Consider the following 17,509-nt stretch of genomic DNA (forward strand, 5'->3'; position numbering starts at 1 on the left):
AACGGGCGGCGCGTACGGCCGTTTCTCGCTTTTTCATATTCCGAAAACGGGAGGTTGGATGGATGAAAAGACGGAAGCCGGACTATTTTACGAAAACGAAATGGAGCAAAGGGGCGGCAAAGGCCGCCGGCATCGCGATGCTCGCCGGAATTCTTCTCGGAACGCCGGGAAATGCGGAAGCGGCGCAGCCTCATTCTTCTTATTGGTACCCGGATACGCTGCTGGAATGGTCACCTGCGACCGATAAGGACGCGGCGTTTAACCGGGGAACGGTGAAGCTGCGGCAGGGCCGGTTTCTCGGAGAAACGGTGAACCCGAACGCCAAAGCGGAGGCTAACGTGATTGCGCTATCCGCGATGTACCCGAGCACCAGCGGAGCGCCGTCCCAAGGCAGCGAGAAGTTTCACACCTACGCATTCAGCTTCTGGCAGTATATCGACAAGCTCGTCATGTGGGGGGGATCGGCCGGCGAAGGCTTGATCGTGCCGCCGAGCGCGGATGTGATCGATGCGGCGCATAAAAACGGCGTACCTGTTTATGGAACCGTTTTCTTTCCGCAAACGGAGCATGGCGGCAAACTGGAGTGGCTGAGGGATTTCCTGCAGCAGCGCGAGGACGGCACGTTTCCGGTTGCGGATAAGCTGATCGAGGCGGCGCGCTATTACGGGTTCGACGGCTGGTTCATCAATCAGGAAACCCAGGGCGCGACCAAAGATGACGCGGATAAGATGCGGCTCTTCCTGAAGTACATGCAGCAAATCAAAGATCCGGGCATGGACATCATTTGGTACGACTCCATGATCGATGAAGGCAAGATTCAATGGCAGGGCGCGTTGACCGATAAGAACAAGGCGTTTTTCCAGGACGGACCGGATCGGGTTTCCGACGCGATGTTTCTCGACTTCCGCTGGCAGTATAAAGATGAAGTCAACGGAAAATACGATTACGTGACCCCGTACCTGAAGTCGCCGGAAATCGCGAAAGGGCTTGGACGCAGTCCTTACGAGCTGTTCGCGGGGATCGATGTCGAAGCGAACGGCTACAACGGAGAGTACAATTGGCCCGTGTTGTTCCCGGAAGGAAAAACGGCCACGACCTCGCTCGGCATCTACCGCCCGGATTGGGCGTTCAACAGTTCGGAGACGCAGGAGGAATATTTGGAGAAGGAGCAGGTCTTTTGGGTTGGAGCGGATCACGATCCGTCGAAATCGGAAGAGACCGCCCCTTATTCTTGGCGCGGCATCTCCCATGATATCGCCGATAAAAGCGTCGTGACCGGACCCGAATTCATTACGCACTTCAACACCGGCAACGGGCGTCTGTTTGCGGTCGACGGGAAGGTGATGCGGGAGAAGGATTGGAGCAACCGGAGTCTGCAGGATATTTTGCCGACCTGGCGGTGGATTGCCGAATCGGGCGGACCGGGAAAAGCCCTGACGCCGAGCTTCGATTTCTCCCGACCCTATTACGGCGGCAGCTCGCTCAAGGTGGCGGGGGACTTGTCTTCGGACAATCCGACCCATTTGAAGCTGTACAAGACGAACATCCCGGTGTCGGCGACGACGGAGCTGTCGCTCATTTATCGGGATAATGGCGCCGCGGGAACCGTACAAATCGGAGTCGCGTTCTCGGACGCGCCGGAGGAGTATATTTTCGTCGAACCTAAAAAATGGACCTCCGCCGGGGAAGGCGGGGCATGGAGAGAGGGCAGCGTTCAACTGAACAAGTATAAAGGCCGTACGATCAGCGGTCTATCGTTGAAATTTGTTTCGTCCGCGCCTGTTGAGGGATATGAAGCGTATATCGGTGAACTCGCGGTTACACAAAAACAGAATAAGGCCAAGCCGCCGAAAGCGGTAACCGGGCTGAAAGTGCTGGAGAACGACTTCCGGGACGGCATTTACGGCGATGCACGTTTGGCGTGGGAAGCTCCGAAGGACGGCGAAGACGTGCCGTATTATCAAATTTACCGCGTCAAGCCGGATGGAGCTTACGAATTGGCGGGCATGACCGGAAACACGGTTTATTACGTGCCTGAAATGAAGCGGCTGGACAAGGAAGCCGCAACGAAATTGGTCGTTATTCCCGTGAATCGGCAGTATGAGCCGGGGAAACCGGCTTCCGTCACCTTCGAATGGCCGGCCTATCCGAAGCCGATGGCCGGTTTTGAAGCGGACCGTACGCTAATCGCCCCCGGCGAAAGCGTGCAATTTACCGACAAATCGTCGGAGGTTACGGAAGGCTGGGAGTGGATCTTCCCGGGCGGCCAGCCGTCAAGCAGCACGGAGCGGAACCCGAAGGTGACCTATCTTCAGGAGGGGACGTTCGAAGTGACATTGAAGGCGACCAACCAGGTCGGCGAGGATGTCGTGAAGCGGCAAATGATCACCGTGACCAAGGAGGCGGCCGGCGGCGTGTCCGACCTGGCCCTGGGTAAACAGGCGACGGCGTCCAGCTATGTGAACGAGAAAGAAGCTCCGCCGTTTGCCCTGGACGGTGACGACAAAACGAAGTGGTGCGCGGTAGGCGATGGGCCGCATACACTGACGGTCGATCTTGGGGCCGAGCATAAAATCAGCGAGTTCGTCGTCAAGCATGCCGAAGCCGGCGGGGAGGCCGCGGCCTTCAACACAAGGGGCTTCCGGATTCAGCTTAGCTCGGACGGCGAGAACTGGACCGATGCCGTACAGGTCGGCGACAACACCAAGGGGATCAGCAAGCATGCCATCGCCTTGACATCGGCACGTTATGCGCGGCTTGTCGTCGAGAAGCCGACGCAAGGCGGAGACACGGCGGCCCGGATTTATGGTTTTGAGGTTTTCGGATTGAATCGAGATTGATGCAATAAAAGGAAAAGGAGGTCCAAGCCGTTGGCTTGACCTCCTTTTTCGGTGTACGCCCAGCAGCCCGGCATAGGCGTCATTTTTACTTTAGGGTGAGAGCCCCGAACGGGGGCTGGCTTCTTCGCTGAGAATAAGCTGCTTTTTAGACTTCATCCCAAATTCGCCGCACATTATCGAAGGCGATTTTTGTACCGGTCAGACAATCTTCCATGCCTTCATATTCAATCGACAGGAACCCGTCGTAACCGGAGCTTTTGATGGTGCGAAGAATCTCCCACAAGTCGAGGTCGCCGTGTCCAGCGATCGCACCGCGGAGGTAATTGCCCCCGGCGCTGCGGAACCAGCCCTCTCCCGGGTTACGGTAGGAAGGACGAATGTAAAAATCCTTAATATGCACCATGGAGGCATAGGGCAAGTTGCGCTTCACCGCGGTGACCAGATTCTCGTCCACGCAAACGAAGTTGCCGACATCCAGCGTCGTTTTGAAGTTCGGACGGTCTACCGCATGGATCAGCGCCTGAACTCTGTCGCTGGCTTGAACGTAATAGCCGTGGTTCTCCACGCTGGTGGTGATGCCATACCCGGCCGCGTGGTCGGCGATGATCCGGCAGGCCGCGGCGGCCTTCTCCAGGTCCTCGTTAAAGCGGACGATGGAGGTGTCTTCACGGGAAGCGACGTCATGCCGCATCAGCTTGATGCCGAGCCGGTTGGCGCGGTCAACCTCGGCGAGGACCTTGGCGATTTCCGCCTCGTATTCCGCCTCCGGTTTCATGACGAAATTGGCCCCGATGCAGTAGCCTGACATCTCCAGGCCCAAGGCACGGGTTTTCTCCTTCAACTGCTCTTCCAGTTCCGGCGTACTGTCGAAATCAAAACCGAGATTAGGCACAATTTCAATGTGCTCCGCGCCGATTTCCGCGATCCATTCGGCGGCTTCCAGAATGTTCATCCGACCCTGGTGCATGGTTTGATATAAGCTGTACGAACTGATGCCCAGCTTCATAACGGGTTCATCTCCCTGTTCTTAAGGATATTAGGATAGCGGTTGAGAATTCCTGCAATTCTGCAGGCTTTTTCGTACGTATGGAGTCGTAAAATCAAAATACCTGCAAATCTGCATCCTTTCTTGATGAAAAGGTCCCTTGCCGCAGAAATGGCCGAAAATCCCTGCACATTTGCATCTTTTTCGCCTGGTGGTCCATGGTTCGGCGGAAATTCCTGCAGATTTGCATCTTTTTCGCTTGCCGGGGGAGGCCGTGTCCCCCGTCTAGCGGAACGAGCGGATAAAAGATACCGCCTTGGCGATATCTTCCGCCGGGTTGTCGCCGACCTCGCGCTCGATCGTCAGGTAGCCGGTATAGCCGATTTCCTGCAACGCCGCGAAATAGGCCGGGAAGTCGACTTTGCCCGCGCCGAGCGGCACCTCTTCGAAGGCGGCCCCGGAGGCGGCCATCTCGGCGATTTTCTCGTGGCTCATCGCGTCGTAGCCGAGGAAGCCGTACACGTCCCGCGGATCAACCGGGCGGCGGCGGATGCCGTCTTTGACATGCGTATGGACGATATAATCGCGCAGCGTTTTGACGCCTTGAACCGGATCGTCCCCCGTGACCATGACCATGTTGGCGGGGTCAAAGTTGACGGAGACGCCGTTGGTGGTGAGCGTGTCCAGGAAGCTTTTGAGATGGGCGGCGGGTTCAGGTCCGGTTTCGATGGCAAAATAAGCGTTCATGCTTTTGGCATACACGCCGAGTTCCTCGCAGGCCCGCTGCATCGCCTCGTATATGCGGCTGTTCGGATCTTCCGGAACGATGCCGATATGTGTGGTAACGATGTTGGTGCCGAGCTCGACCGCCAGGTCGAGAATCCGCTTGGACTTTTCCACCTTGGCCGGATTGGCCTCCGCGTCCTGAAATCCGTGGCCGGCGAGATCGCCGCACAGGGCGGAAATCTCCAGTCCCAGGCTGGCGATATAATCGCGCAGTTCCTTGCGTTTGCCGGCGGTCAGCACCGCGGGGTCCATTTCGCCGGAGACGGCATAAATCTGCACCCCTTCCGCGCCGACCGCTTTGGCCTGCTTCAATCCTTCTCTAACGCCAACGCCGAAGCTGTCCACAATTACGCCGATTTTATTTGGCAATTTCATTTTCGGATCGCCTCCTCACCCGTCTTTAAAATTGAATTTCCCGGCCCGTTGCCGCGGATTCGTAAATAGCGTTCAAAATTTTGATCATTTCCACGCCGTCCTCCACTGGACAATTCGTCTCGTGCAGGCCGAGGCAGCTGTCGACGAAATGGTTGATCTCCCTGTCGAAGCTCCCCTGGAACTCGAAGCCCGGACTGCTGATCTGCGGGTCGATATTGATGATGGTATTGTGTCGCTCGGTCACGATCGCTAACGCCGGCTCGATTTCGGCGCCTCCCTTGTCGCCGTAGATGTTGATTTGCGCCGAGTTCTCCCGGGCATGGAGGGAAAAGCTGACGTCCACCAGGAGCGATGCGCCGTTTTCAAAGCGGATCAACGCGTTGGCCATATCCTCAACGGTATTGAAGGAAGCGTCGTAATCAGCCGCTTTATAGAAATCGTAATTTTCGATATGAGAGCGGTTGCCGAGCTTGTTGTACGTATTGCCGCTAACCGATTTCACCTTCGGTTTGCCCATCAGATACCAGCACAAATCGATCACGTGCACGCCGATATCGATCAGCGGACCGCCGCCGGACCGTTCCTTGTCCGCAAACCAGCCGCCGGGGTTGCCCAGCCGCCGGACGAGGCTCGCCTTGGCAAAGTAAATCTCCCCGAGATCCCCGGCATCGATAAACTTCTTCAGCACGGCGATGTTGGAGGCGTGGCGGCGCACATAGCCGACCTGGAGCAGCTTTCCCGTTTCGCGGACGGCTTGCTCGATCCGGAGGGCTTCCTCCACCGTCTTGCACAACGGTTTTTCGCAAAGCACGTCCTTACCAGCCTGGAGCGCCGCAATGCTGATTTCCGCGTGCGAATTGTTCCAGGTGCAAATGCTTACGGCCTGGACTTCCGGGTTGGCGAGCAGTTCCCGGTAATCGGTGTATACGTGCGGGATGTTGTATTTGGCGGCGGTTTCCCGCGCCCGGTCCTCCTTCAGGTCGCAGACGGCGACAAGCTCCGACTTGGGGTTGGACAAATAAGCTTGCAGATGGGATTCCGAAATCGATCCGTTGCCGATCAGGCCTACTTTCAGTTCGCTCATTGCGATCGCTTACATCCTTTCTTTACTTATGCAAGTCTGCTACAATGATACCGGTTGGCTTGCATAAATTTGTTTTATTTGTTCAATTAATCATAATCTATCACAGTCATACCAAAGGGAGAATGTGCAGGATGACAAAGTATATGGATTATATGATCAGTCCTCATCCGATACGCGTCTTCGATCCGGCCGTCGATCCGAAGCGTTTGAAGCTCCAATCGCTGTCGATCGTCTCCGCCGGGCATTTGCCGGGAAGAACGTCGCAGCGCAGGGATTCCGACTTCCGGCACTGGGCGTTCGTCGTCATCACCGCGGGGAGCGGGTATTACCAGATTGACGGCGGTGAAATAAAGCGGGTGGAGGCCGGCTCCTGGTTCTGTCTCTACCCTGGGGCGATATTCAATTACGGGCCGGATACCGGAGGCTTTTGGGATGAGTACTATTTCACGGTCAAAGGGGATAGGGTGGACGAGTGGCTCCGGGACTGGCTGTTTGAGGTCGATGCGGTCAAAAGCGTCTCCGTCGACGAAACGCTGCTGCACAAAATGGAGATGATGTTTATGCTGATCGACAGCGGCATGCCGAGCAACCTGGACCGGGCGGCCCTGCTTCTGGAGTCGCTGCTGTACGAACTCGTCTCCCAGGGAGACCGGGCGGAAGCGGGGAATCGGGGCAGGTTCGCCCTGAAAATCATCGAGGACCTGGGCCGCTCCCTATATGAGACCCCGAGCGCCTCCGAGCTTGCCGCCAGGCATCATATTTCCGTGTCCACGCTCCGCCGGGTCGTTCACGAATACACCGGTTACCCTTTGAATGAGTTTATCCATCGGCTGAAAACCGCCGAAGCGAGGAATATTCTGCTCAACACGGACATGAGCGTGAAGGAGATCGGCGAGGCGCTGGGGTATAAGGATATGTTTTATTTTTCCCGCGTATTCAAGCGGATCACCGGCGTATCGCCCCGCAGCTACCGCAGCCGGGTCGGAACGTGACCGCCCGGGCTAGCGGTATTTGGCCGTTAACTCGGCCAGCTTCCGCTTGATTTCCTCTATCAGCTCAGGCGGTTCAAGGACGGTGGCTTCACGGCCCAATCCGATAAAAAAACTCGCCAAAAAAGGCACCTCCCCGAGCGGTATCGTGCCTTGCAGGCAGCCGGAACCGTCTTCCCGGAGATGTAGCGGGATGTGACGGCTCAGCTCGGCCTCGCACAGCTCCGCTCCCCTAGGGCTTAGTTCCACGCGGATGTTGGTGTTGTGGACTTTGGAACGTTTTCGGGCTTCCCAATTGTCGAGGTGAACTTCGCTTAAATCCAGGGGCGGGATTTCCGATGAAGGGGCGGCGGACAGAATCCTGTCGCAGCGGAAAAGCCGAAAATCTCCGCGTTGATAGCAGTATGCCGGGCAGTACCACAGGCCGTTTTTGGCATAGATGCCGACGGGTTGAATATCCCGGCATTCCGGCTGGCCGTCGCCCGCCGGGGCGTACTCCATCCGGATCACCTGTCCGCGGACGGCGCTATCCAGCAGCAGCGGGAGGTAAGGGAAGCGGGAATTTCTCTCCGGCGTGACGAAATCGACGCGGTTCTTCATCTCATCGATCCGGTCGCGAACGTCGCCCGGCATGAAATGATAAAACTTGCCGAGCGCGGAGGCCGCCTCCGTCTCAAAGGGAAGGTAATGATAGTGGCGCAGCGCGTGGCTGGCGAAAAAAATCGCGACGGCTTCTCCTTCAGTAAAGGCGATCGGCGGCAGCACGCGCTCGTTTAACACTCGGTAGCCGCCGTGCGGTCCCACTTCGGAGTAGAGGGGGACGCCAAGCTCGCTCAGCTCCTGCAAATCCCGCAAAATGGTGCGGGAGGAGACGCCGAACTCCTCGGCCAGCTCCCGGACCGTGAATTTTCGCTTCCGGTTTACGGTCATCATCAGTTCCATCAATCGTTTCGATTTGGGCATGTCGGTTCTCCTCCGCTATAGTTGGAGTATTGTTAATGTGCATTGGGGCGGCGTGTGAAATTATTCCTCCAGCCAACTCCCAAAAGATGCAAATCTGCAGGAATTTAATCTTCAATGCTATGATCAGCAAGGTTTTGATGGGGTATGGTCACCCAATGGGGCAACAACTGCTTTTTTAATCCAACCTGACTGAGAGATTGGTTTTGTTTTACGGCGACAATCTTTGCCGTTATTATGGCGGTTATCGGATCGTTTTGTAAAGGGAGGAGGGAAGAGCGTGAACATTCCGGAAAAGTCGGAAAACGAACTGCTGGCTCAACTCCGGCAGGAAGGGAGAAACGATCCCGAAGCGATATATTTCCATACGCCCCTTTGCGGGACGTGCGCGTTGGCGGAGCGGATGCTCGGAATCGTTCTGGAGACGGGGACGGCGATGCAGGTCACCAAAGTCAACATCAACTTTGCCCCCGTATTGCGGGAAACATGGCGGATTTCCAGCGTACCCTGCCTGGTGATTCTCGAAAACGGCCGCCCGGCCCGCATCGAGTACGCACTCCATTCCGTGGTCGACCTGCACCGTTGGCTTAAGCGCTGACCGGCCCGGCCAAAGCGCCGGGCTTCCCCCGCAGGAGCATATCCGTGAAAACGGTGCGAGCTGGGCGAACACACAGGGCCGCTATCTCGCATAGGGTGTAAGGTATGAAACACCAGGTGGAGAGAGGAGTTGGGTTCCGAATGACAAAGCGGGAACTTCATTATTTTGCGCGGGGGAATACGGCGGCCGGTCTGCATAGTCTGGTCGAATCGGCGTTTCAGGGACTTTCGGCGATTTATGTATTGAAGGGCGTTCCGGGGGCGGTAGCCGGCCTGCTGGAGCATCTGGCTTCAACCGGCGAAGGGCGGGGATGGGGGCTGCAGCTCATTCATCAGCCGCTCGACGGGGATCTGCTCGAGGGTCTTATCATCGAGGAGTTGTCCGCGGGCTTTGTGGACGGCGAAGCTTGGCCCCAAGACTTCGAGCCAGCAGGAACGAAGCTGACCTTTATCGATCTTCGGACGGCGTATCGGGAAGAGAAGCTCGCGTCCGCCCGCCAGGAACTGCAGCGTCTGGAGGAAGAAATCGCGGCCCTCTACGAGGAGGCGTATGCGGCCTTTTTGCGGACGCTGCGCATTCATGATGAATGGGAGAAGTACTATATCGACGAACTGGATCGGGAGAAGATGAACGGCTTGGCTTCCGAACTTGCCGACAAGCATTTGCCCGTCCTAGAGAATGCCGGCCCGGCGCGAATAACGCATCGTTTCCTCGGAGCGGCGACCTGGCGGGGAGCGGTCGATTTCGTGCCGAATTTGACGGATCGGCTGCGCACGCGGATCTATGTTAAAGGCCGGCCGGGTTCGGGAAAATCGACGCTCTTCCGGAAACTCGCCGTCCTGGCCGAAGAGCGGGGGATCGACACGGAGGTGTACCATTGCGGCTTTGACCCGAACAGCCTGGATATGCTCGTCTTTCCGGAGCTGAGTCTGGCGATCTTCGACAGTACCGCGCCGCACGAGCATTTCCCGGTCCGCGAAGGCGACGGTATTCTCGATGTTTACGAGCTGGCCATTACGCCGGGAACGGACGAGAAATTCGCAGAGCCCCTGCGTTCGATCAAGGAGCGTTATTCCGCGTCCATGAAGCGGTCGATCTCTTTGCTGGCCGAGGTCAAGGCCCGCCGGGAGCGGCTTGAGCAAATTTACGGTGAAGCCGCGGACGAGAAGCGGGTTGCCGGCTTGCGGGAGGAGCTGAACCGCGTTTTGAACGCTCTCGCCGAGACTGTCCCCAATCCGGCGGGCAAGTAAAGCTCGAAACCCCGCTTATGACAACGCAGCCGCGCAGCCGTTGAGCGTATGAAGAGCCCGCTATAAACCAGGCGGGCTTTTTGCTATAGTTAAGGGGTAAACAGGCATAATCATTTGCGTACATAATAACTAACTTCATAACTTGATGAATAAGGGCGGTGGTTTTATCCATGAATATGCAAGATGCGATGAACGCGGCTGACCGGCTGCGGCAAAATATCGGCAAGGTCGTGGTAGGGAAGGAAGAGGTGGTCGAGCTGCTGCTCGCCGGTCTTTTCGGCAACGGGCATGTGCTGCTGGAAGACGTGCCGGGGACCGGAAAAACGCTGCTTGCGAAAGCGCTTTCCGTCTCGCTTGGCGGTGAATTCCGCCGGGTGCAGTTTACCCCGGACCTTTTGCCTTCGGACCTCTCCGGGATCAACTTTTACAACCAGAAGACCGGCGAATTCGAGTTCCGCGCCGGCCCGCTGTTCACGCATGTGCTGCTGGCCGACGAGATTAACCGGGCGACGCCGCGGACACAGTCCAGCCTTCTGGAGTGCATGGAGGAGCGGCAGGTTACGATCGACGGCGTGACGCGGAAGCTGGAGTCGCCTTTCTTCGTCATGGCGACCCAGAATCCCGTCGACAACCAGGGGACTTTTCCGCTGCCGGAAGCCCAACTTGACCGCTTCCTCATGAGGATCTCCATGGGATATCCCTCCCTGGAGGAGGGGGTGGACATCCTGCTGCGGTTCCGTGAACGCAACCCGTTGGAGGAACTGGCCCCGGTGGTGACCGCCGCGGAAATCGCGGAGGCCCAGCGCCTCACCGCCGAGATCCACGTCTCCCGGGATCTGCTCGCCTATATCGTCCGGCTGGCCGAAGCGACCCGGCGGAATCCCGGCGTGCGGCTCGGCGCCAGCCCGCGGGCCGCCATGGCTTTGCTCCGGGCCGCTCAAGGATTGGCGCTCCTGAGCGGGAGGGATTTTGTCACGCCGGACGATATCAAGCTGGTGGCTATCCCGGTCCTGGCACACCGGTTGTTGCTGCACCATGCGCTTCATGTTGGCGTTGGAGAAGCTCCGGAGTCCGCCGTGATCCGGCAGGTGCTCGGCGAGGTGGAGGTACCGGCGGAAGAGACGGGGGCTGGGACAGGAAAGCGGGGCGGTTGACCGATGCTGCCTTGGGCGGTTGTCTGCGCGTTGGGAATCGCGCTCCTTTTGGCCGTGGTGTACGGAAGATGGGCCTTAAAAGGGGTGAGTTATACCCGCTTCTTTTCGAAGGAAGCCGTTTTTGAAGGACAGTCTCTCGAAATGGTGGAGGTCATCTCCAACGAAAAGCCGCTGCCCCTGCCGTGGCTTAGGCTGGAATCCAGTATCGCGGCGGGAATAAACTTCGGCCGGCAGGCCAACCTCGATGTCTATAAAGGCGACCTCTACCAAAACCATATCAGCCTGTTTTTTCTTCGTCCGTATCGGCAAATCACCCGGCGCCACGAGGTCACTTGTTCTAGGCGCGGCCTGTACCGCCTGGAATCGGCGACGCTGACCACCGGCGATCCGCTCGGTATGGTGACGAAGGTCAAAAAATTTGATCTGAACCTGGAGCTGCTTGTGTATCCGCGGATCCGCACTGTACCGGAGCTGCCGCTTCCGAACCATAGCTGGCTTGGCGAGCTGGCGGTCCGCCGCTGGATCGTGGAGGATCCCTTTTTGACCGCGGGGACGCGGGAATACCGGCCGGGGGACCCGCTGCGCAGCGTCAACTGGAAGGCGACGGCACGAACCGGCACGGTGCAGGTGCACCGGCGCGATTATACGGCGGATCATCGCCTTCTGCTCTGTTTGAATGTGGAGAGCAGCGAGACGATGTGGAGGAATATCCTGGACGCGGACCGGATCGAACTCGGGATATCCTTCGCCGCTTCGGTGGCGGCCTACGCGCTGAAGAACGGACTGGAAACCGGGCTGATCTGTAACGGAAGGCTGGCCGACGGCCCGAGGGAGCCGGTGAGGATTGAACCTTCCGGCGAGGCCGGCCAGCTGGAATGGTTGCTGAACCATCTGGCCCGGATCGTGCTCGACCGTACGGTCACCATGTCCAGACTGCTTGAGGAAGCCGTGGAGACCGGAGTCCGGGATACCGATTTCCTGATCATTTCCTGCCACCGGGGCGACAAGCTGGAAACGCTCGCCCAGCAGCTTCGCCGGAACGGAAACGGAGTCGAGTGGATGGATATCCCGGAGGAGGAGAAGAAGACCAAAGACTGACCGTGAGGAGGAGCGAGCGTGGAAGAGATTCGATACTGCCGAGGTACGGAGTGCGAAATACCGGTTTTGTTCGGCGCGTTTCAGGCGGGATTTTCCGATTATATGATTCGGTTTCAATTGACGATGGAGCAGTTTGCGGACCGTTTCTTCGGTCCGGAAGGGAACGCGAGGGAGCACTCCTTCGTCGCGCTTCGGGGCAATGAGCCGGTCGGCCTTGTCCTTGGGGGAATCCGGGAATACGAAGGGGTCCCCACCATGCGATGCGGCGCGCTGGCCGTGATTCCGGAAGAACGGGGCCGAGGGGTCAGCCGGCGCCTGATGGAACTGCATGATCAGGAAGCGGTAAGCCGGGGTTGCCGCCAACTGTATCTGGAGGTCATCGCGGGGAATGAGCGGGCGATATCTTTTTACGATAAACTCGGTTACCGAAAGGTTTACGAGCTTTCCTACTTTCATTTAAAGGATACTGGCCATTTGCGGCCGGCCGCCGGTAAGGAGATGGCGGTGCGGAGGACGGAATGGGCTTCTTTTGAAGCCTGGGTGGCGCAGAGGCGTTATTTTCACCTTAATTGGCAGAATGACCTGAACTCGATCCGGGAAAGTTCCGCTTTTTCTTTCTTCCGTGCTGCGATAAATGATGAGACCGTAGGGATGCTGGCGATAACCGGGGACGGCCGGATTTCGGTGCTTCTGGTGGACCGGCGTTTCCGCGGGCGCGGAGCGGCCACCATGCTGCTCGGCACGGCCGCCCGCGAACTGAATTTGTCCAGGATGAGCGTTTCTTTGGCCAATAACGCCGAGATGGAGGGCTTTTTGCTGGGGCGGGGTTTTCAGCGGGACTCCCTTTTCCAGTATGAGATGTACTTGTCGCTGCCGCGGGCGAACAGCGCGGAAATGCTTTAAATTTGAGGAATATGCCCATTGTCCCTTGGCTTCCCGCATTATTAAATAAGGATAGAGGATGTACAAAAAAATCGTTCTCAAGGGGGCCAGCAAGCCACATCCATGATGTTGGGGGGGAAGGGCCATGATTGATGTAACGATGCTGGGAGCCCGGGGCGATGGCCGAACCGACGATTCGGCCGCCATCCAAAAAGCGCTGGATCAGGCGATGCGGAGCGGCGACACCGTATATTTTCCCAGCGGGGTCTATATGATCCGTCCGGGCAAGGCGCTTCGGGTCTGCGGAAGGACAACGGTTCAGGGAGACGGACCCACCTCTGTTCTAAGGGCTTCCGGCGGCGGGTTCGGCTGGGAACTGATGCGGGCGGCGGGCGACCAAATGGAGATCCGCGATATCGTGCTCGACGGGAATAACCGGGTAAATCGCGTGCTGGTGATCGGCGGGGGAAGCCATGATGTGACGGTGGAAAACGTTCAGGTAACCCGCGCTACGCACAGCACCGATCCCGGCAGCGAGTTCTTCACCGGAATTGTCGCCGGCATTGTGATTTACGGCAACTCGGAAGCCATTCGAATTTCCGGGTGCGAGATATCCCATGTCCAAGCCGTAAATCTTACGAGCGGCAGTCTGATCGCCAGGGGCATTTACGTAACGACCGCATGGGGCAGTGCGGAGCGGGTCGCGAGGGATGTGACGATCAGCAACAGCCATATCCATCATATCGGGCCCGCCGACGACGGCGACGGCATCTATTATGAGGATCCCGCACTGGACGGCGGACAGGGGAGCGAAGTGGGCAGCGTCATTTCGGGCAATCAGTTCGATCACTGCGCCAAGCGTGCGATAAAGATCTATGCCGACGGAATCACCACCCGGGACAACCGGATTACGAACTCGTATTTGAACAACAATTACTACATGGGTACGAACAAAGGCAAACTTGCGCCGGACATGTACTCGGCCATCAGCTTATACGGCAACCATCAACTTGTCGAAAGAAATTCGATCAACGGCAGCGGCAGCTTTTATGCGGCGATCGAGGTCGCCTCGGGCCAGGAGGTCCATGACATTACGATTCAGAACAATCAAATCGGCATGGGAGAGCGAAGCTCGATATCCGGAACAACGGGAATCCGCCTCGGAAATATCCGGGATTTTAAAATTTTGAACAACACGGTCAACAACGGGGAGCGGGGAATCTGGACCTGGCAGAACGCGAGTGGAGGAGAGATCCGGGGCAATATTCTCGTCCAAAAAAGAGGCGGAGGCATCGACCTCAGCACCTATCTTCGGGGTTATGTTCAGAGAAACATCATCTGTGCGAACAACCGGATCCGGGCCGCCAAATTTACCGTTTTGACCTCTCCCACGAACCAGAACGTGGTTGTCAGACAATAGAAAATAATGCCTAATCCTGCTGGGGCGCATCCCGGGGATTAGGCTTTTTTGCGTTTCCTTACGTCCGTTTTTCCCCGTTATACCATCCCGATTTGTGCCCCTCGTCCGTCCACTGTCCGGCTTCATGTTTTCCCGTTCTTGTTTTCCCTACCGTGCCGTATAGATAGAAAGAAAGCACCGATCGGATAAATGGAGGGGAAAAGTTTGATCAAGTCAATGCGCACCAAAGGGCCGGGGGCGGGCCTTATTTTTCTGGACGGCCTATGGATTTACGCAAGCTGGGCGGCGGCATTTCGGCTGGCTCCCGGGGGGGCGGCAGCTTCCAGGGAGGAAGTCCTGCTGCTGATATCTTGGACAGGGCTGGTTACGCTGCTGGTCTTCTACCTGTTCAACTTGTACGACGCAACGGGCCGGCAGAAACCCGCGCATGTGCTGTGGAATCTGTTTCTGTCCCATATCGCGGTAGCCGCCGGGGCGGTACTGCTTCATGGAATGCTGCGGCCGGAGGCGGTTTTGCACCCGGTGATCACGGTGTCCTTGAGCCTGCAGTTGCTTCTTTCATTCGGGTTCCGGATGTCCCGGTTCTTGTTGGGCTGGAGAAGATCGCGCGGTAAAAAGACAGCCCTCCTCACGGGAATCCGCGAAGAGGATCTGGAGTGCGCCCGGAAGCTTGTGCGGAGCGGGCGGCCCTGGCTGGAGATCCGCAGCGTCATGCGGACAGGCGGGGAAGGGGGGGCCGGCGGACGCCCGCCATCGCTGAACCGCCGCCTGGAAGCCCTGCTGCTCGACGGCATCGAGGTGCTCCTGATCGGTCCGGGCGTTCCCCCGGCCCTGCGCCAGGAAGCGGTGCGATTGGCGGGCGTCTTGGGCGTGGAGGTGCTGATGGTGCCGGAGTTTTTGGATTTGTCCGTCCGAGGGGCGGAACTGCAGCAATTGGATGACCAATTGCTCTATTCGCTGCGGCCGCCCGGGCTGACCCGGACGGAGCGTTTCATCAAGCGGGGCGCGGACCTGGGGCTTGCCTCGCTCCTGCTTATCGCGGCTTCCCCGCTCATGCTGCTGCTGTTCGCTGCCGTGCCGCTGACCTCCAAAGGGCGGGCGCTGTATGTGCAGGAACGGCTGGGCCTTCGGGGCAGGCCGTTTCCGCTGTTAAAATTCCGCAGCATGGTGGACCGTGCGGAGGCGAGTACCGGGCCGGTCCTCGCCGGCGACGGCGACGAGCGCATAACCCGGCTGGGCCGCCTGTTGCGGGCGACCCGGCTGGACGAACTGCCGCAGTTGATCAACGTGCTGCTCGGCCATATGAGCCTCGTCGGTCCGAGGCCCGAGCGGGAGCATTTCGTCTCCCGGTTCAGCGCCGAATTGCCGCATTATAACGACCGTATGGCCGTGAAGCCCGGGTTGACGGGTTACGCTCAGGTGATGGCTTGTTACGCGACTACGGCGGCCGATAAACTGCGGTACGACCTCGCCTATATCCATAATTACTCGCTGCTGCTGGACCTGAAAATCCTCGTCCAGACGATCCGCGTCGTCTTGCAGCGGGAACAGGCCAAGGGAGTGAGCGGGGCTTCGCCGGTCTCCCCGGCCGCCGCGGCCTACGATCCCGCGGGCGTTTCCGCCGAAATCGGCGCGGCGGCTTTCAGGGATTCCCGCGGGACCGTGCGGATTCCGCCGGATAACGTATATCCGTTTCCGCACCGGTAACCGCGTTGTCGCGGAACTGTCCCGCCCTGCCGGCGAGATCGCTCGGGAGGAATAAACCCGTAGGCACGCCGCTAATCCGGTTTCCCGTCACGCTTGCGCCCTTGGTGGGGCCGAGGCGGATACCGATGCCGTCGGCGGGAGTTTTGGAAGAGGCGTCCGGATGGCTCATCCGGATGTCGTTATTTTCGATGATGATCCGGCTAAGGCTTCTTGTCCCGGCATCCGCTTCGATGGCCGCGTAGAATGTACCGACTCCGTCGATGATATTATTCGAGACGGTCACATCGCTGGCATACACGGAGATGGCCGCATACATATCCTGAGGGATCCGGTCGGATGCCGGGAACCGGTAGCGATTATTTCCGCTATACGGGTTCGTGATCCGGTTATGGCGGACCAGTACGCCGGGGGCGGCAATTTTGATGCCGCGTTTGGCGCTGTACGAAATCCGGTTGTGCTCGACGATGGAGTCCGATAGCGGAGCCCCTGGGGCCGTTTGGTCAAAATGAATGGCGTCCGCGTCCTCGCGGGGGGTAATGTCAAAAATGCGGTTGCCCGCGATCCGTACCTGTTTTGCCGGAGGGGCTCCCGGATTGTTCCACACCATGATGCCTCGCGCCACGGGTGAAGGATGAATGGCCTGGATCCGGGAGATGACCGAGTTCTCCACCGTGACTTCCCGCGTGCCGCCATAGATCATGATTCCGCTGACCACGGCGGAATATAAAGGGTTCCCGGGATCATCGGGCTGGCTCATTTGCCGGATGACGGTGTTCCGTATCCGGATCTCCCGCGATCCGGTATGCACGCCTATGCCGCGTATTAGACGATAATTGCCGTCAATGGTGATGCCCTCGATACTTATCCGCCGGCCCATGACCGAGAGAGCTTCGTAGCCGGATCGGTCGGTTCCGGGTAAGCCGAAGCGAAGAACCGGTCCTCCTTGACCGGCCATGCGGACATCACTGCGAAGGGGCAGGGGATGCTCGGGATCGAGAAGGTAAGTGCCGGCCGGTATCAAAATGTCCGCCCCGTATTTGTGATTGGCGGATTTTTGCAGAACGAGGCGGAAGGCGGCGGTATCGTCCGTCACCCCATCCCCACGGGCTCCCTCATCCTTCACATTCAGAACCAGCGGAGCCTGAAGGTGCCTGATGACCGCCGGAACCGCCAAGGCCAGCACCGCCAACACCGCCAGCAGCGCCAAGCGGATCAGAGCGGGCCGCCTCTTTGAAATCGGGCTTCGCTTCATATACTCTACCTCCCTCTTTGTACTATCCCTATGAACCCAACGCATAAATTAGCCCTTCGGCACATAAAGTAGGAAGCGGAAATACGTCAAAGGGGGCTTGTAGGCCACCTATTTTAGAATGGAGAGTAG

Annotated in this window: 14 protein-coding genes; 9 read left to right on the forward strand and 5 right to left on the reverse strand. The window is 58.2% G+C overall.

Features of this window, described 5'->3' with window-relative positions:
- Positions 1–62: 62 nt before the first annotated feature.
- Positions 63–2,840, forward strand: a complete 2,778-nt coding sequence (locus tag LBW89_RS05130; protein ID WP_225038688.1) for an endo-beta-N-acetylglucosaminidase — start codon at positions 63–65, stop codon at positions 2,838–2,840.
- Positions 2,841–2,985: 145 nt separating this feature from the next.
- Here the strand turns inward: LBW89_RS05130 and LBW89_RS05135 are convergent, their stop codons facing one another.
- The 3 genes from LBW89_RS05135 to LBW89_RS05145 all read right to left on the reverse strand — a co-directional run bounded on the left by LBW89_RS05135 (position 2,986) and on the right by LBW89_RS05145 (position 6,070).
- Positions 2,986–3,846 (reverse strand): sugar phosphate isomerase/epimerase family protein, encoded by an 861-nt coding sequence (locus LBW89_RS05135; protein ID WP_225038689.1) that lies wholly within the window; start codon positions 3,844–3,846, stop codon positions 2,986–2,988.
- Between the two features lie 264 nt (positions 3,847–4,110).
- The gene (locus LBW89_RS05140; protein ID WP_225038690.1) at positions 4,111–4,986 is read right to left on the reverse strand and encodes a sugar phosphate isomerase/epimerase family protein; all 876 of its coding nucleotides are present in this window, start codon (positions 4,984–4,986) and stop codon (positions 4,111–4,113) included.
- Between the two features lie 25 nt (positions 4,987–5,011).
- Positions 5,012–6,070: a Gfo/Idh/MocA family protein gene (locus tag LBW89_RS05145; protein ID WP_225038691.1), complete on the reverse strand. Its 1,059-nt coding sequence runs from the start codon at positions 6,068–6,070 to the stop codon at positions 5,012–5,014.
- A gap of 131 nt (positions 6,071–6,201) precedes the next feature.
- On the opposite strand from LBW89_RS05145, the gene LBW89_RS05150 reads away from it, so the two are divergent.
- Entirely contained in the window at positions 6,202–7,062 is an 861-nt protein-coding gene (locus tag LBW89_RS05150; RefSeq protein WP_148455335.1) for a helix-turn-helix domain-containing protein, read from the forward strand.
- A 9-nt stretch (positions 7,063–7,071) separates the two neighbouring features.
- On the opposite strand, the gene LBW89_RS05155 is transcribed toward LBW89_RS05150, so the two are convergent.
- Positions 7,072–8,022, reverse strand: a complete 951-nt coding sequence (locus LBW89_RS05155; protein WP_225038692.1) for a helix-turn-helix transcriptional regulator — start codon at positions 8,020–8,022, stop codon at positions 7,072–7,074.
- 277 nt (positions 8,023–8,299) lie between these two features.
- Between LBW89_RS05155 and LBW89_RS05160 the strand changes: the two genes are divergently transcribed.
- The 7 genes from LBW89_RS05160 (at position 8,300) to LBW89_RS05190 (ending at position 16,128) form a co-directional block, all read left to right on the forward strand.
- A complete protein-coding gene (locus LBW89_RS05160) occupies positions 8,300–8,617 on the forward strand; it encodes a thioredoxin family protein (protein ID WP_225038693.1) in 318 nt (105 codons plus the stop codon).
- A 140-nt stretch (positions 8,618–8,757) separates the two neighbouring features.
- Positions 8,758–9,867, forward strand: coding sequence for a hypothetical protein (locus tag LBW89_RS05165; RefSeq protein WP_225038694.1), 1,110 nt, complete (start codon positions 8,758–8,760; stop codon positions 9,865–9,867).
- A 170-nt stretch (positions 9,868–10,037) separates the two neighbouring features.
- Complete coding sequence (locus tag LBW89_RS05170) at positions 10,038–11,021, forward strand: AAA family ATPase (RefSeq protein WP_148455344.1); 984 nt, start codon at positions 10,038–10,040, stop codon at positions 11,019–11,021.
- A gap of 3 nt (positions 11,022–11,024) precedes the next feature.
- Positions 11,025–12,119: a DUF58 domain-containing protein gene (locus tag LBW89_RS05175; protein ID WP_148455346.1), complete on the forward strand. Its 1,095-nt coding sequence runs from the start codon at positions 11,025–11,027 to the stop codon at positions 12,117–12,119.
- Between the two features lie 18 nt (positions 12,120–12,137).
- On the forward strand, positions 12,138–13,022 hold the full coding sequence (locus tag LBW89_RS05180; RefSeq protein ID WP_225038695.1) for a GNAT family N-acetyltransferase: 885 nt from the start codon (positions 12,138–12,140) through the stop codon (positions 13,020–13,022).
- Positions 13,023–13,146: 124 nt separating this feature from the next.
- Positions 13,147–14,421 (forward strand): glycosyl hydrolase family 28-related protein, encoded by a 1,275-nt coding sequence (locus LBW89_RS05185; RefSeq protein ID WP_148455348.1) that lies wholly within the window; start codon positions 13,147–13,149, stop codon positions 14,419–14,421.
- A gap of 204 nt (positions 14,422–14,625) precedes the next feature.
- Entirely contained in the window at positions 14,626–16,128 is a 1,503-nt protein-coding gene (locus LBW89_RS05190; protein WP_225038696.1) for a sugar transferase, read from the forward strand.
- Here LBW89_RS05190 and LBW89_RS05195 read toward each other — a convergent pair.
- Positions 16,064–17,380 carry a glycosyl hydrolase family 28-related protein gene (locus LBW89_RS05195; RefSeq protein WP_225038697.1) on the reverse strand — a complete coding sequence of 439 codons (1,317 nt, stop codon included), beginning with the start codon at positions 17,378–17,380 and terminating at the stop codon, positions 16,064–16,066. The genes LBW89_RS05190 and LBW89_RS05195 overlap by 65 nt on opposite strands.
- Positions 17,381–17,509 lie beyond the last annotated feature (129 nt).

The sequence above is a fragment of the Paenibacillus sp. alder61 genome, from assembly GCF_020179875.1.
Lineage (GTDB): Bacteria > Bacillota > Bacilli > Paenibacillales > Paenibacillaceae > Fontibacillus > Fontibacillus faecis.

What these genes read in the sequence shown, in the direction of transcription:
- LBW89_RS05130 (WP_225038688.1), top strand. Translation starts at nt 63, where the DNA reads ATGAAAAGACGGAAGCCGGACTATTTTACGAAAACGAAATGGAGCAAA.
- LBW89_RS05135 (WP_225038689.1), bottom strand. Translation starts at nt 3,846, where the DNA reads ATGAAGCTGGGCATCAGTTCGTACAGCTTATATCAAACCATGCACCAG.
- LBW89_RS05140 (WP_225038690.1), bottom strand. Translation starts at nt 4,986, where the DNA reads ATGAAATTGCCAAATAAAATCGGCGTAATTGTGGACAGCTTCGGCGTT.
- LBW89_RS05145 (WP_225038691.1), bottom strand. Translation starts at nt 6,070, where the DNA reads ATGAGCGAACTGAAAGTAGGCCTGATCGGCAACGGATCGATTTCGGAA.
- LBW89_RS05150 (WP_148455335.1), top strand. Translation starts at nt 6,202, where the DNA reads ATGACAAAGTATATGGATTATATGATCAGTCCTCATCCGATACGCGTC.
- LBW89_RS05155 (WP_225038692.1), bottom strand. Translation starts at nt 8,022, where the DNA reads ATGCCCAAATCGAAACGATTGATGGAACTGATGATGACCGTAAACCGG.
- LBW89_RS05165 (WP_225038694.1), top strand. Translation starts at nt 8,758, where the DNA reads ATGACAAAGCGGGAACTTCATTATTTTGCGCGGGGGAATACGGCGGCC.
- LBW89_RS05170 (WP_148455344.1), top strand. Translation starts at nt 10,038, where the DNA reads ATGAATATGCAAGATGCGATGAACGCGGCTGACCGGCTGCGGCAAAAT.
- LBW89_RS05175 (WP_148455346.1), top strand. Translation starts at nt 11,025, where the DNA reads ATGCTGCCTTGGGCGGTTGTCTGCGCGTTGGGAATCGCGCTCCTTTTG.
- LBW89_RS05185 (WP_148455348.1), top strand. Translation starts at nt 13,147, where the DNA reads ATGATTGATGTAACGATGCTGGGAGCCCGGGGCGATGGCCGAACCGAC.
- LBW89_RS05195 (WP_225038697.1), bottom strand. Translation starts at nt 17,380, where the DNA reads ATGAAGCGAAGCCCGATTTCAAAGAGGCGGCCCGCTCTGATCCGCTTG.